General features: G+C 49.8%; 12 protein-coding genes, 1 tRNA gene and 1 rRNA gene. 9 read left to right on the forward strand and 5 right to left on the reverse strand.

All coding sequences use genetic code 11. The annotated features are described in order from the left end of the window. Positions 1-10: 10 nt before the first annotated feature. Positions 11-125 (forward strand): 5S ribosomal RNA (rrf, locus tag CWE21_RS12760). 202 nt (positions 126-327) lie between these two features. Here rrf and CWE21_RS12765 read toward each other — a convergent pair. Together CWE21_RS12765 and CWE21_RS12770 are read right to left on the reverse strand one after the other, a co-directional pair. Then, a complete protein-coding gene (locus CWE21_RS12765) occupies positions 328-3765 on the reverse strand; it encodes a translocation/assembly module TamB domain-containing protein (protein ID WP_126834829.1) in 3438 nt (1145 codons plus the stop codon). Beyond that, positions 3762-5534, reverse strand: coding sequence for an autotransporter assembly complex protein TamA (locus CWE21_RS12770; protein WP_126834830.1), 1773 nt, complete (start codon positions 5532-5534; stop codon positions 3762-3764). Before CWE21_RS12770 ends, CWE21_RS12765 begins: the two co-directional genes overlap by 4 nt. 155 nt (positions 5535-5689) lie before the next feature. On the opposite strand from CWE21_RS12770, the gene CWE21_RS12775 reads away from it, so the two are divergent. From CWE21_RS12775 to rimI, 3 genes are all read left to right on the forward strand, one after another. Next, positions 5690-5766, forward strand: a tRNA-Trp gene (locus tag CWE21_RS12775). Positions 5767-5838: 72 nt separating this feature from the next. Beyond that, the gene (locus tag CWE21_RS12780) at positions 5839-6222 is read left to right on the forward strand and encodes a hypothetical protein (protein ID WP_126834831.1); all 384 of its coding nucleotides are present in this window, start codon (positions 5839-5841) and stop codon (positions 6220-6222) included. Continuing rightward, positions 6219-6662: a ribosomal protein S18-alanine N-acetyltransferase gene (rimI, locus tag CWE21_RS12785; protein WP_126834832.1), complete on the forward strand. Its 444-nt coding sequence runs from the start codon at positions 6219-6221 to the stop codon at positions 6660-6662. Before CWE21_RS12780 ends, rimI begins: the two co-directional genes overlap by 4 nt. Before the next feature lie 11 nt (positions 6663-6673). Here rimI and CWE21_RS12790 read toward each other — a convergent pair whose 3' ends face one another. Then, positions 6674-6985: an ArsR/SmtB family transcription factor gene (locus CWE21_RS12790; protein WP_126834833.1), complete on the reverse strand. Its 312-nt coding sequence runs from the start codon at positions 6983-6985 to the stop codon at positions 6674-6676. 9 nt (positions 6986-6994) lie between these two features. After that, positions 6995-7210 (reverse strand): YgaP family membrane protein, encoded by a 216-nt coding sequence (locus CWE21_RS12795; RefSeq protein WP_126834834.1) that lies wholly within the window; start codon positions 7208-7210, stop codon positions 6995-6997. A 180-nt stretch (positions 7211-7390) separates the two neighbouring features. Between CWE21_RS12795 and CWE21_RS12800 the strand changes: the two genes are divergently transcribed. Genes CWE21_RS12800 through deoD form a run of 5 tightly spaced genes read left to right on the forward strand, consistent with a single transcriptional unit; the run spans position 7391 to position 11876 of the window. After that, positions 7391-7819, forward strand: coding sequence for a cytidine deaminase (locus CWE21_RS12800; protein WP_126834835.1), 429 nt, complete (start codon positions 7391-7393; stop codon positions 7817-7819). Beyond that, positions 7816-8592, forward strand: coding sequence for a deoxyribose-phosphate aldolase (deoC, locus tag CWE21_RS12805; RefSeq protein WP_126834836.1), 777 nt, complete (start codon positions 7816-7818; stop codon positions 8590-8592). The genes CWE21_RS12800 and deoC overlap by 4 nt, the downstream gene beginning before the upstream one ends. Then, positions 8592-9929: a thymidine phosphorylase gene (gene deoA / locus CWE21_RS12810; protein ID WP_126834837.1), complete on the forward strand. Its 1338-nt coding sequence runs from the start codon at positions 8592-8594 to the stop codon at positions 9927-9929. Before deoC ends, deoA begins: the two co-directional genes overlap by 1 nt. Positions 9930-9931: 2 nt before the next feature. Then, positions 9932-11158 (forward strand): phosphopentomutase, encoded by a 1227-nt coding sequence (locus tag CWE21_RS12815; protein WP_126834838.1) that lies wholly within the window; start codon positions 9932-9934, stop codon positions 11156-11158. A gap of 16 nt (positions 11159-11174) precedes the next feature. Continuing rightward, a complete protein-coding gene (deoD, locus tag CWE21_RS12820; RefSeq protein ID WP_126834839.1) occupies positions 11175-11876 on the forward strand; it encodes a purine-nucleoside phosphorylase in 702 nt (233 codons plus the stop codon). A gap of 76 nt (positions 11877-11952) precedes the next feature. Here the strand turns inward: deoD and CWE21_RS12825 are convergent, their stop codons facing one another. Next, the gene (locus CWE21_RS12825; RefSeq protein WP_126834840.1) at positions 11953-14409 is read right to left on the reverse strand and encodes a S8 family serine peptidase; all 2457 of its coding nucleotides are present in this window, start codon (positions 14407-14409) and stop codon (positions 11953-11955) included. Between the last annotated feature and the right edge of the window lie 51 nt (positions 14410-14460).

Genomic DNA, 14460 nt, shown 5'->3' on the forward strand with positions numbered 1-14460 from the left:
CAAGTTTATGCCTGGCGGCCATAGCGAAGTGGAACCACCTGATCCATTCCGAACTCAGACGTGAAACGCTTCAGCGCCGATGGTAGTGTGGGGCTTCCCCATGTGAGAGTAGGACACCGCCAGGCTTTAATTAAGATGAGACCCCGAGCTAACGCTCGGGGGTTTTTCGTTTTAAGAGCTTAAAAGCGTTCTTCGTGCGCTACGCTGTTCGTGCTTCGTCCGCTACGCTGTTCGATAAAGACCAAACCAAAGAGCGTTCTTGGTTTTTGGCTTTTGCTTTAAACGAACAACGAACAGCAAACATCAAACAACGCTCTTCGCTTTTCCTTATCTTTCAAAGGTGTAAAAGATATCTCCGCCTTGGGCCTGACTGCTTGCCATTGTTTCAATCAGTAGACGTTCCGTTAACTGGTAACGAACCATAAATGTATTCGTGCTTTCCAGCAGACCAACCCCGTATCTCACAAAGAGTTTTGGAGAGAGGTATTTACCGATATAAAAAGAGGTTTCACGCGTGTTGGGGTCATTATCAATACCAAACTCGTCAATACCGAAGGTATCTTGTAACGACTCCCCAATTGCATCGGTGCCTTTGGCACCTAACATCAGTAAAGCTTGAAGCTGGATATCATCAGAGCTCGTTGATGAGGCAGATTGCATGCTTTTACCCAAAATCAAGTAAGAAAGGATCTCCGAGTCAGGCATCGCGGGGGTGGAATACAATCTGAAATCCGGTTCTGTTAACGTTCCCACCACTTGTGCGCCGACATTGACGCTGCGCAGACTATTACCATTGGCAATATCACGTTTAACACGTAAGTCGAGACCTGGATTACTTAGATCACCGCCATTGTAGATAAACGCACCACGATCGATGGTTAATTCTTGGCCATAAAGCTCGTAACTACCTTCGGCTACATTAATACTGCCAATGGCTGTTGTCGGGCGACGAGGCTCTTCAACTACTTCTAAGCTACCTTGCAGACGCCCAGTAAAACCATAGGCGTCTACCGATACCTGTTGCCCTAGGGTTACGCGAACTTGTGCGTTGACCGCTAGGCCGTCTTCTTGTGCGATGCCTTCAGTAACGGGTTCACCATCACGTGTAATGACCACATCACTCGAATTGCTCACTGAGGTCTCAAAGTCAGGTGCAGTAATAGCTGCATAAGGGATATCAACCGTACCGGCGATATCGATCGCACGCTGATTTACATGTACCGTCAAATTCGGACTCACATCTACGGTTGCTGTTGGCATTTGTAAGGCACGGAAGTTTTTACCGGTAATGCGTAAATAGGCCTCGGCATCCAGCGGCATAGCAACGCCCTCTACTAAGAGCCAGCCCTGATCTCCTGCTTTTGCTTGCCCTTCAATTTCGAGAGTACCTTGGGAGTCAGGGCGATCAATAAGTGCGAGGCGCACATCATTAAAGACGAAATTCGTCTCCGCAAAGACGACCGATTTAGCATAAACCTCCATATCACCGTTGAGGCTTGGATCGCTTATGGTTCCAGTTAAGTTCAACTGGGCAGTTGCCTTACCGCCATGGTAGCGCATTCCCGGTAGCACCCAATCAAGCATCGCGAGGTCATCTAGTGCAAAGAGGAGACTCCCCTCAAGTTCGCGCGTGTCATAAAGGTCAAGAATAGCCAAATCGCCAAATAATCCACCCTCGTTATTCGCCAGTTGCCCCTCCAATTCAGCAGTAACAGCATCGGCATTGCCGCGGGCGGAAAGCTCCCAATAGGATAAGCGAGTACTCGTTTCCTGGTTAAGAGCGAAGAACACCGTGTTGTCGCTACTCATTTGCATTGCCACGTCGCGGACTTTGAAAGTGTCACGATTCAAGGTTGCGCTGGCATTCAAGGTAACAAGCCCAGCGATACGCTGTGCCACATCGCGTTCGCGGAAGCGATTCAATAACCAAAGCGACAAGCGTTCGCCGTTGAGGTTGGCGACTAAGCTCTCTGCACCGAGATTGAGTTGAGCGCATAACAGCCCAAACTGATTAGCGTCATGTTGTAGACAAAGACTCGCAAGGTCGAGCAGCCAAGTTTCGTCTGCTCGCTTAATTGATAGTGGCGTTGGGTTTTGTAAAAGCCAGCTATCTAAGCTAGCAGTTTCTAGTTTAAAGTCCTCAATGAGGAGATTGAACTCATTTAACTGCGCTCGCGTGTCGATACTGAAATTGCTTTCAAGTGCCTGTAATTCACTCAAACCGTCGGGCATATACGGGAGTTTCTGAAGATCGTCCACGATGAGCTGACCCGTTAAGTTGTCCGCTACGGTCGAGCCATTCAACGTCAACTTTGTATTATTGAGGGCAACCGCAAAGTTGCGGAATATTAGCTCGTTATTATCTAACTTTAGACCGCCCTTAAGCAGTGCTTCTGTTCCCTCTGGGCCAAGGGTGCTGCGGCCCGATTCGATCTCGAGGTTTAGGTTGAGGGTGCGCGCCCAATCAGCCTGCAATTGACCCGCGAGTTCAAGCTCTTCGCTGGCAAAGCTGAGTGTTGAGATATCGACTTCTGTTAACGATCCTGCGCCGACCAACTGAGTATCGAGTTCGTCGATTTCAAACTGCGACGGCGCACTTAGAGCCAGCGTTAAACGGTTATTAAATTGATAGTCTTCAAGTGAACCGCTAACCGAGCTTAAACCGCTTAAAACCTCGGTGGTGAACGCTTCTGTCTGATAGACGAGACTGTTGTACTCGAGAGTCAATTGAAACGGGCTTTGGCGGTAATCACTAGTAAAATTGTTATGCTGCCACTCACCGGCGACGGCAAGAGAGCCATTTTTATCGCCAATTTGGCTGACGCTCACTTCTCTTATCTCAAGCTTTTCGGCGCCAATTAGTATGCGACCTGACAACGCGGTGTTGGGGGTGAGGTAATGCTCACTAAGGTCTGCATATTCGGTCAACCAAGGGTGCAAGAGTGTCAAAGGCAACTCGTTTAAAACCAGATCCGCTTGCCACGTCGGTGCCTCAAGCAACGATGTTACCTGCGCCGTGAGTTGTTGTGTTGCTGTGTTGGGTGTCTTGAATTCAGTTTGTAACTGTAGCGGCGTGTTTTGCAAGGCACCGTCCAGTTGCACACTACCGCTAACCGGAGGAAGTCGGCTATCATTGAAGTCTAATGAGTACTCGCCCCCGAGTTCAATGGGGTACCCGCCGGCCAGCAGAAGCGAAAGTTGCCCATCATGATTGAATGATAATTGTGGCTGTTCAAATTGCACACGGAAATCCGTTAAATTCAGCTGACTCTCAACTAAACGGACTTTAGATTGCAGCAGTACCTGATAGTCGGTAGACGTACTTGAATCAGCTCCCACTTGTAGTGCGAAGTCGTGAACGCGCAACTCAGCAATCGTCACGCGAAACGGAAGCTCAATCTCAGGTAACTCGAGCGGCTGCGGGCTCTCGTTCTGGTCTTCGGCTAACTGCAGTTTGGCACGCTCAATGCTGAGTTTATCGATCGTGAGCTGCTTATCTAAAAGCTCAAATGGCCGCCATTTTAGTGTCAATGTATCCGTCGCGAACTCTTCATTGGGAGTTTTCACCGTTAGCTCTTTAACGATCAGCTCATCTATCAGTGTTCCCGTTAACTCGCTATAAGTCACGGTAATCGGTGCAAACTTCACGGCCTGGGATAAGACAAAACGCGAGCCAGTGTTGGTGCTGATCAATAGATAAGCGGCCACAGGGATGATAATGAAAAGGGCCACAATTATTGTGGCAACACGTTTTAACCATCTCATAAGTCAGGCCCTATGGTTAAGTGCAGACGCCACGGCTTATCAGGTTCATCGATAGCTTGTGCGACATCGAGTCGGACGGGACCGATGGGAGATAACCAGCGCACGCCAAGGCCGTAGGTTTGCTTCCAACTCATCGACCACTCCATGCCACTATTTCCCATATCGGTAAATAGCGCGACCCGCCAATTAGGCGCGACCAAATAGTCAACCTCAGCGCTCGCTACCGCCAAATAACGCCCGCCGACGACAACACCCTCGTCATTAGTGGGACCAAGTTGCTGGTAGGCATAACCTCTTACACTATGGTCGCCACCCGCGAAAAACCGTAACGACGGTGATATCTCAGCAAAGTCGTCGGTTTCCATGGCGCCGACTTCTGCGCGCGCCAATACGCGCCATTTGTCGGTTAAGGAATAGACCGTTTTCCCGCTTAAAGTTAAAGAAACAAAGGTTGCGCTGGAGAGCAGACTGTCACTGGCACCTTCCAAGCGCGCACTTACTCGGTAGCCACTATCAACTAGATTACGATTACGCGGATCAAGGTTACTACTTACGTAGCTAAACTCAGCACTGGGCACTAGAAAACGCGAAGTTTCACGAGGTTCAGTACCAAAGCGGAAGTCCTCTTGTTGATAACTCACTTGGTAGGTGCGTTGCCAACGGTTGTAATGGCGAGTGTCACGAACACTTGTGCGGTAGAGTGTTGAGTCTAGATCTTCGTAACTGCGATCGATAACCTCACCGGTAATACTGTATTGGTCGCGTGCAGGGTTTTTGCCTGGGATAATGTAATCAACAAACCCAGTGCTTTGGATCTGTGAAAGCCGCAAGAGGCTCGAAAGGCGATGCCCGCGGTCGTTAACCCAGCGGCGATCAAAACCTAATGTAAGTCGAGCACCGGTATCTGTGCCGTAGCCAGGACCGACTTGATAAAAATCCCGTTGGTTGGGCGTGACGCGAATCGAAACGGGGACCGTTTGGTCTGTTGCTTCCTGCCATAGCGGCGCAACTTCCACGGTCTCGAAATAGTCACTGCCGGCGAGTGCTACCTGCAGGTCTAACAGATCACGCGTGTGAAAGTAGTCGCCTTTCGAGAATTGAAAATAGCGCTCGATGAAGCTGCTAGACAGATGATTACAGCAAATAGACACATCGCCAAAGCGGAAACGTTCGCCGCTAGCATAAGTAAGATGAACAATTGCAGCGGCCTCGCTGAGTTCAATTTGTAGCTTTTGTTCGGTGAATTGCGCATCATAATAACCACGTTCGGCAGCTAAATTACGTAACATCGTCTTGGTACGTTCGTAGTCAGTGTGAAGCAACGGAGCGCCGACCTTTACTGGGATGCTTTGACGCAGAACCTGAAGCGCATCGTCGTCCTTGAGTCCACCTTCAATGTTAAGGTTTACCGCGCTAATGCGAGTGCGTTGGCCCAGGTTAATCGTATAGTTGACCGCAACTTGCTCACGCGTACTCGATATCTCACTTGTAACCTCCGTATGATAGTAGCCGAAGGGGCGTAAAGCTTGCTTAATTTCCGCTTCTCCGCGGCGCGCAAGAAAACGCACTCGGAAGATGCTGAGCGCAGGTTCTCCAGCATATTCCAAAATGCCAAGGTAGCTCTCGACGTTGTCGGCGAGTTCCCCCTCAACGCCAGTGTAGGAGACTTGTAAAATTGCCTCGGCTTGCTCTTGTTGGGCATTGGCTGAGTTAGGCAGCAAACATCCAAACAGCAAAACAAGCAAGCAGAGTCCTTTGCGTGCGATCACTCAATCACCGTTTGTTGCGAAAAAAGTCGTTCATAAAAGTCAGTATATCAGAGCAATTAAATGAAATCGGTGAAAAAATCCGCAAGTAAACTGTAAATAGATATAAAAGACTTGCCAGTAGTAGAGCGGCCAGTATAATTCGGGTTCTACTTTGCAGGGGTGTAGTTCCAATTGGTAGAACAGCGGTCTCCAAAACCGACGGTTGGGGGTTCGAATCCCTCCACCCCTGCCACTTTCAAGTCTTCTCTAAATTAGCTAAGCTACAAGCCTCTTCACTTTAAGGGTGCTCTCGCGCAATAGGGCTATGACCAAAGATACAGATAAAGCTCCAATCTGGAGTCTGCAGCAACAGCAAGCACTTGCGGCATTAAAGCTAACGCTCTGGCAGCGCCATGCTGAGAATGAGTCCAACCCGCATGCTGCAGAAGCACAAGTCTCCGCGGAACTCTATTGCTATAAAGCGGGGCAGTGGTTACTGGTCAGCGAAGAGCCTTTGCGTGTTGAATTGTCTCAGTGGCTAAAAGATCTCACACGGGCTTGCTCGGGGAGTGCTGAGCGGCCCGCAGAGTTGAGTGCATCGGCGGTAGCAGAGTGGCAGGACGAGTTGATGATACGTCTGCCACCAACGCAACCAACAGCGACCGTTAAAAAACAGCTTTGGCAGCAGTTAGCGCAGTTCTCTTCATGATCGTCTTACTTCACGAATGCAGTCCACGCATGCTTGCCATTGAGAAAGCAAGCCATGTCATACCATGGACCCCCGCGACACTTTGCTCGTGCTTTCAAGAGAACTACCATGTCTACGGCTGGTACTCTGAAAATGAGCCGCAACAATTACAGGGTTTCTACATTGCCCATCAAGTGGGCGACGAATTCACATTGATGAATATCGCTGTGCATCCAGCGAGTCAAGGGCAGGGAATAGGTCGTGCACTTATGCTGCATTTGATTGCACTGGCGCGGCGATACCGAGCAAGTATTTGGTTGGAAGTGAGAGTTTCGAACAGCTCAGCACAGCAGCTTTATGCAAGTTTGCAATTCACCAAAGTGGGGCAACGTTCGAATTATTACCCATTGGACGAAGGGCGTGAAGACGCCATCGTAATGTGCAGAGCTGCCGACGATTAGATTATCTGCGACTAGTAATCAGGACAAAACTTCGTTTTCAGCAGCCGCATAAATTGCAACGTATCTTCATCGTTGATTGAGTAATAAATCGTTTGGGCTTCTTTGCGAAATTTAACCAAGCCTTGCTGGCGTAACACAGCGAGGTGCTGCGAGAACGCTGACGCACTCAAAGGAAAATGCTGATTTAAGGCGCCAACACTTTGCTCACCGTTGGCGAGGTGACAAAGGATCTGGAGCCGATGTTCGTTAGCAATCGAACGTAAAAAGGTCGCAGCGTGTTGCGCCTCATCTTGTTGCATTTCTTCAATGGTCAGCGTACTCATGAATTTTTCCTATTCCGATTTAGCGAGCTCCCGTTCGGTTTTCAAGCCCAAGACCTTGCGCATGGCGAGGCTGGCTGGACAAAAACCAGTGAACGATTGCTGAAAAAGGTTCGCACCGACAAAAACTGTGAGCCACACAAAATTAGGATGAACCCATACAGTTAATGCGACCGACAATAGTACCATAAATCCAGCAAAAGCTGTTAGCGCGCGTTCAACAGACATAATACCACCTCTTTAAGATTTAACTAATTTAGAATTATTCGAAATATAGTTCAGAATAGAAAAATTGTCCATAGTCAGCCAACAAATAGGTCTGAAGTCGCCATTTCATTGATCCTGACAGCTTGGAACACGCATCTGAAAAGAGTAAGCTGATCGGCCAAGGATCAAGAAAGAAACATTATGAATAAAGAACTACAGCAAGTGGAATTCCTTCGACAACACGCGAAACAAGCCAGTCAGAAGGCTTATGCACCGTATAGTAATTTCCCCGTAGGTGCCGCCATACTGATGAAAAGTGGTGAGGTTATTAGCGGTTGCAACGTTGAAAATGTCTCTTATGGCTTATCTAATTGTGCCGAGCGAACCGCTGTGTTTAGTGCTATCGCTCAGGGCTATAATGCTCAAGATATTGCCGCGGTTGTTGTTTACACCCCAGGTGACAAAGCCTATGCGCCATGCGGTGCATGCCGACAAGTGTTAGCGGAGTTTCTTGCCAACGATACGTTGATCACTTCCACCAGTGAACGGCAAATGCGTCAATGGACCATTGAAGAACTCTTGCCTGACGCCTTTGAGTTTGATGTGGAAGCTTTTCGGAAGCCATCATGAGTAGAAGTGAAAAAGAAACAGCGCAGTTGGCTTTGCGCTTAATGGACCTGACGTCACTTAATCAATCTGACACGCCGCAATCCATTAGTGATTTGTGCGCGAGTGCCGCGTCAGAGTATGGCAGTCCTGCTGCGGTTTGTGTTTTCCCTGAGTTTGTTACATGGGCCAAGTTAGAATGTGAGCGGCTGCATTTGCCGACAGTAAAAATTGCGACTGTAACGAACTTTCCGTCAGGCGGAGCGGATGTGGAGCGAGCGGTTGCTGAAACTGAACGCGCGGTCGGAGCCGGTGCCGACGAAGTAGATGTGGTCTTCCCTTATCGCGCGTTAATAGCGGGTGACGAACAGGTGGGCTACGACTTGGTTGCGAGTTGCAAAGAGGCATGCGGCGAAAACGTATTACTGAAAGTTATTCTTGAAACTGGCGAATTAAAAGAAGCTGATTTGATTGCCAAAGCCAGTCGTATAGCTATCGAGGCGGGCGCAGATTTTATTAAGACGTCGACTGGAAAGGTTGCGGTGAATGCGACCCCAGAGGCAGCCAAGATCATGCTTGAGGCAATTCGTGACAGTGGCCGCGCATGTGGATTCAAGGCCGCAGGTGGCGTGCGCACGGCTGCCGATGCTGCCGTTTACTTTGAGCTCGCCGAAGAAATTATGGGCGCAGCTTTTTTGTCACCCGATTCGTTTCGCTTTGGGGCCAGCGGGCTCTTAGCTAATCTTCATTCAATTCTCGCTGGCGATACACCAGCATCAGCAGGGACAAGCTACTAATGTTTTTACCACAAGAGATTATCCGAAAGAAACGTGATGGTGCCGCATTAAGCCGCGCCGAAATTGACTTCTTCGTGCAAGGGTTGAGTGATGATTCCATTGCTGAGAGTCAGATATCAGCATTAGCGATGGCGATCTTCTTTCAGGGCATGAATATGCAGGAGCGTGTCTATCTAACCGAAGCTATGCGTGACTCCGGTGAAGTCTTACATTGGCAAGATTTGCAGTTAGATGGACCTGTGCTTGATAAGCATTCGACTGGCGGTGTAGGCGATGTTGTCAGCCTTATGCTCGGCCCGATTATCGCTGCCTGTGGAGGTTATGTGCCGATGATTGCCGGGCGAGGGCTCGGACACACCGGCGGTACGGTGGATAAGATGCAAGCAATACCCAACTATCAACCGTTTCCAAGTGATGAGCATTTCCGCAAGGTGGTCAAAGAGGTCGGTGTGGCAATCATCGGCCAAACCGGCAGCCTAGCACCGGCAGATAAGCGCTTTTACGCTACGCGCGATGTCACCGCAACAGTAGAGTCGATACCGCTGATTACCGCTTCGATTTTGTCGAAGAAACTAGCGGCAGGACTTGATGGCTTAGTGCTTGATGTCAAATGCGGAAACGGCGCTATCATGCCAAACCTAGAGAAAGCTGAAGAACTCGCAGAGAGTTTAGTGGCGGTCTCCCAAGGTGCGGGCTTAAACACCAGCGCTTTAATTACCGATATGAATCAGGTCCTCGCGCACTCTGCCGGTAACGCAGTGGAGGTACGTGAAGCCATCGCATATTTGCGTGGTGACCACCGCACGCCGCAACTGCATAAGGTTACAACCGCACTAGCAGCGGAAATGCTGGTGCTGGGAGGGCTTTCAGCGTCTCCAGAGGCAGCTGAAAAAACCGTTAATGACGCGCTCGCAAGCGGTCGCGCCGCAGAAAAATTTGCGCAAATGATCGATGCTCTCGGCGGACCGAAAGATATTTTGGACAATGCAGCAACCCACCTGCCGCTTGCCAAGGTCGCACGACCTGTATTCGCGAGCGAAGCCCAGCTTGCAAAAGGCAAGTATGTTTCCCACATAGAGACCCGACAAATCGGTCTCGCAGTGGTTGCACTTGGTGGCGGGCGTCGTCGCAGTGAAGATAAACTTGACTATAGTGTCGGACTTGAACATATCGCTGCTTTGGGTGAAGAGATAGATGCACAAAAGCCGTTGGCTCACATTTATGCTGCCGATGAAAGCAGCTGGCAGGCAGCTGCTGAGACTGTACGTGAAGCCTTTAGTTTGAGTGCAAGTGCTGGCGAGCTGCCACCGGCAGTGTATCGCAGAATCGGAGACTAGCTATGGCCCGTGCAATCGTCATGGTGTTGGATTCTTTTGGGGTGGGCGCTGCAGCTGATGCTGCGAAGTTTGGTGATGAAGGCGCTGATACTTTTGGCCACATTGCCGAACTTTGCGCTAGCGGAAAAGCTGAGGAGGAGCGCAGTGGTCCATTGCAAGTGCCTCATCTCGTTGAACTTGGTTTAGCCGAAGTGAGCTTTGGTGCGACGGGCCGCTATCCTGCGGGAATCACTCCTGCGCAGCATTGCCACGGACGCTATGGCTGGGCACAGGAGCTCTCATCGGGGAAAGATACACCCTCAGGACACTGGGAGATGGCGGGTGTACCGGTGTTATTCGACTGGGGTTACTTCTTAGATAAAGAACGGTCGTTTCCGCAAGAATTACTTGAGCAACTAGTTGGCCAAGCGGAACTACCAGGCTACTTGGGTAACTGCCATGCGTCGGGCACTGAGATTATTGAACGTATGGGTGCTGAGCATTGCGCAACCGGAAAGCCTATTTTTTACACATCGGCCGATTCGGTTTTTCAGATAGCTTGTCATGAAGAGACATTTGGCTTAGAGCGGCTCTATGAATTGTGTGAGCTGGCGCGTAAACTAATTGACCCCTATAACATCGGGCGCGTGATTGCGCGACCTTTCGTTGGGGATCCTGAGACCGGATTCAAACGCACGGCGAACCGTCGTGATTATGCCACGCCACCGCCTGCTCCGACGGTACTCGATAAGCTCAAAGCCGCCGGCGGTCAGGTCATTAGTATTGGCAAGATAGCCGATATTTTTGCCCATCAGGGCATTACAGAAAAACATAAGGCTGATGGGCTGGAAGCGCTCGTCGAGAAGACCTTGGAGGTAATGATCAAGGCTCCTCCAAAGAGCCTGATTTTCACCAATTTAGTAGATTTTGATACTTTGTATGGGCATCGTCGTGACGTTGCCGGCTATGCGCGCGCCCTTGAAAACTTCGACCGCTTATTGCCGCGCGTATTGGCAGAATTAGAACAAGACGATATTTTGATTTTAACGGCCGACCATGGCTGCGACCCAACTTGGCCAGGCACGGATCATACCCGCGAATATGTGCCTATATTGATGTATGGCAAAAACCTTCCCCCTCACAATATGGGTAAGCGCGAAAGTTTTGCTGACATAGGTCAAAGTATTGCTGAGCTACTGGAGCTTGAGCCTATGGATTATGGTACTTCTATGCTCCCGCAACGACTCTAGCTATAGGGAAACCAACGTGTCTACGCCACATATTAATGCCACAACCGATGCTTTTGCTCCGACCTGCTTATTGCCCGGTGACCCGCTTCGTGCGAAGTTTATCGCTGAAACCTATTTAGATGACGCCGAGTGTGTCACCGATGTGCGCAATATGCTGGGGTATACTGGAACTTACAAAGGCGACCGAATTTCGGTAATGGGAACCGGAATGGGTATGCCATCGTGCGCCATCTATGCTACCGAGCTGGTTCGCAACTATGGCGTTAAACGCCTTATCCGCATCGGCAGTTGTGGTGCTGTGCAGCCAGAAGTGAAGTTAAACGACGTTATCTTGGCTAACAGTGCAAGTACAGATTCCAATATGAATCGTCAGCGCTTCGGTGGCCTAGACTTTGCAGCCTGTGCGACCCCGCGACTGGTGCAGCAGTTTCTGAATACCGCAGATGCGAATCAACAAGATATCGCGGTAGGCCAAGTGTTTTCCACAGATAGTTTCTACGATAGCCCTGCGTCACGCATCGAACAACTGCAGCACATGGGAGTTTTAGCCGTTGAAATGGAAGCTGCAGCGCTTTACGCGATTGCGGCGCAGTATAAGGTTCAGGCCGCGTGTTTGCTTACCGTGTCTGATCACTTGCTCACTCAGGAAAGTCTCCCCAGTAGTGCCAGACAAACAAGTTTCAACGAGATGGTTGAGCTTACTTTGTCGGCTTGTTGAGCCGAGTAAATTAGTTCTTGAAATGAAAAAGCGCCGCCAATAAAGCGGCGCTTTTGAGTTGGGTTTTGTAAATATATTAATTTGCTATACGAGGCAAGAGCTGACTAAGGTCGCGGGCGAACTCGGCACGTGTTACAGCTGTCTGGCCGTTAAAGTAAGCCTTGAGTTTCGGCTGTAAATCGAATACCCCCTGTTCAACTTCTAGCTGCACCTGCGCTAGTCCCATATTGAGTGCCAATTGCACGTAACCACGCATTTCGGCTGGGATGTCATGGGTGTCCTCGACATCAATAATTTGTTCGAAATGCGTCACTTGGATTGACTGATTTGGATCAAAAGTCTTTGCGAGGGACTCTAAACCGAGTGCTTGCACAAGCGCATAGGCGACGTCGATACGGTTAACATTGGCTTCACTGCCAAAGAACGATGCTGATTCAGGAAACAGCAAGGGTGCCGCAGATGCTGCGCGCATAATGCTATCTTCACTCGTTGTCGCATTTGCAAACGCTGCGGCACTACCTACAGTATCAAAATAGTGAGACAGGTTTCCTTGGGGGGATTGGCGAACCAACCCTGAAAGAGTCAGCGCGTCTGCCAATTCAATTTTTGTCATGCGCTCATCGGGTGCGAAGCCATCACTGCGTGCATCCATGAGACGTTCATTAATAGCGAGTTCAACGAATGCTCGAGCTGGATGGTTCAGGGTGTCATCGATTCCCTCAATGCCTGCGGTTTCGACAAAACGTATAGCGACATCGGTTGACGAAGGTACACCAATGCCATTGGTGATACCGAGGGGATCTAAAGTTAGACCACTGACTGAGCCAATTCCTCGTGCATAGACTTTCCAAGTCCCGGTTACGGCGGGTGCGCTCACACCAACGGAAGAGCCGAGCACTGGCAGACCAATTCCAGAACCATAAAGATTTCCATTAGGGTCCTCAAGAACAAACGCCGTACCTGTTTCAATCTGTGCACTAGCTAACACTAACGTTGCCGAGGCAGGCACGTTAAAGGTTTCAAACGAACCTTCGCCGATGGGGGCATAATCGACGGTACGCACGAAACTGTCACCAGAACGCAAAAGAGCGTTGGCATTAAAGCTGCGGTTTAATTTAACGGTGTCACCAAAGTCCTCAGCGTGCCCCAATGCAGCTTTGACAGCAGCATGAGCATTAATGTAACCGGCACCTGCCTCCCATGCATCGCGCCCTGGCATGACAGTCGCAGTATCCTGTACGATTTGTTTTACCTCTTGCCACTGTAAATCTGGATTAGCTTCAAGCATCAAAGCAACGATACCCGAGACATGAGGCGCAGCCATGGAGGTACCACTTGAGAATGTGTAATAGGGGAGTTGCTCAGGTGGAAGTTGTTCTGAGTCCTGCGTTGCACTTAAGGTGCCTGTGCTTGAAAGGGATGCTCGGGCAGAAATAATATCAACACCCGGAGCAGTTACAGTGGGACGATCCTCCCAAGTAAAGGTTTCACCATCAATAGTTACAGAGCCTGACTTACCGTCTACACCGCGAGAACTGAAGTCGGCAAGCTTACCCTCTTTGTCGCCAGCCGCGACGGTAATTACCCACGGTGCTTTTTTAAAGTTGCCGGTGATGGTTGATTCACCAGGGCCAGAGTTACCGGCAGAAAAGACCGTAATGATGCCGTTGTCGGCTAGAGCTTTGGTGGCGACATTGGTCGGGTCATCAGGGTTGAAATCGGTCCCAACATCGCCGGTATTACCAAAAGAATTAGAAATAACGCGAATGTTGTAAATGAACTGGTTATTGAGCGCGTAATCGAAACCACCTAAGGTGTCGAGAATAAACAGAGCGGCGCCCGAGCCGTAACCAATGATAGATGCGCCCGGCGCGACACCAGCATGTTCACCTTTACTCATTGCGCCCGTACCCGCAATCGTTCCCGCCACATGCGTGCCGTGACCACCAGCGATATCCGTATTCGCCACGTTTTCTTGATAAGTAATGGGGGCCACACCTGATAGGCTGTTGAGGTTAACTTGTGCCAAAACATTCTGTACCACATGTTGCGGGTACATTAAATCGCCATGCGTACCATCAACACCTGAATCGTTCACAACGACACCGATACCGCGACCAGAGTATGGGGTACCATTCGAGCGCAATGACTTGTCAGCACGTAAGTCTTTTACACCAGTCAATTCGGTCGCATCGCCGTTTTCGAGTACGAGTGGGTCGTTATGCCACACCGAACGAACGTCATCTCGTTGATAGATGGCTTCAATTTGGTCTGCAGTGGCAAGTGCCCCGACCATGGGCAATCGTTGTAAAGCAACACCATTGACGCCCAATAGTTCGAGTGCTTCAATTTGGCTAGCAGAAGGCGCCTCGTTTTGCTCGAAAGTGATAATCACTTGATGCAATGTGTCCGGATTTGCGGCCTCAACGAGAGCTCGTAAATCCGGGTCAAAGGTCTTTGCAAACGAATTCGGCACGCTCATTGAAAAAGCGAGTGCCAAGCTCAGTGCAGATAACTTGGTTGTTGTGTTCATTAGTTTCTTCCTCAGTTTGTGTTCTGGACGTGCTTACCTTTGCACAAGGAA

Origin of the sequence: Pseudidiomarina aquimaris (assembly GCF_003987395.1) — a bacterium.
In the GTDB taxonomy this organism is placed as follows: domain Bacteria; phylum Pseudomonadota; class Gammaproteobacteria; order Enterobacterales; family Alteromonadaceae; genus Pseudidiomarina; species Pseudidiomarina aquimaris.

Coding starts and splice junctions, on each gene's coding strand:
- CWE21_RS12765 (WP_126834829.1), bottom strand. CDS start 3,765: ATGAGATGGTTAAAACGTGTTGCCACAATAATTGTGGCCCTTTTCATT.
- CWE21_RS12780 (WP_126834831.1), top strand. CDS start 5,839: ATGACCAAAGATACAGATAAAGCTCCAATCTGGAGTCTGCAGCAACAG.
- rimI (WP_126834832.1), top strand. CDS start 6,219: ATGATCGTCTTACTTCACGAATGCAGTCCACGCATGCTTGCCATTGAG.
- CWE21_RS12790 (WP_126834833.1), bottom strand. CDS start 6,985: ATGAGTACGCTGACCATTGAAGAAATGCAACAAGATGAGGCGCAACAC.
- CWE21_RS12795 (WP_126834834.1), bottom strand. CDS start 7,210: ATGTCTGTTGAACGCGCGCTAACAGCTTTTGCTGGATTTATGGTACTA.
- CWE21_RS12800 (WP_126834835.1), top strand. CDS start 7,391: ATGAATAAAGAACTACAGCAAGTGGAATTCCTTCGACAACACGCGAAA.
- deoC (WP_126834836.1), top strand. CDS start 7,816: ATGAGTAGAAGTGAAAAAGAAACAGCGCAGTTGGCTTTGCGCTTAATG.
- deoA (WP_126834837.1), top strand. CDS start 8,592: ATGTTTTTACCACAAGAGATTATCCGAAAGAAACGTGATGGTGCCGCA.
- CWE21_RS12815 (WP_126834838.1), top strand. CDS start 9,932: ATGGCCCGTGCAATCGTCATGGTGTTGGATTCTTTTGGGGTGGGCGCT.
- CWE21_RS12825 (WP_126834840.1), bottom strand. CDS start 14,409: ATGAACACAACAACCAAGTTATCTGCACTGAGCTTGGCACTCGCTTTT.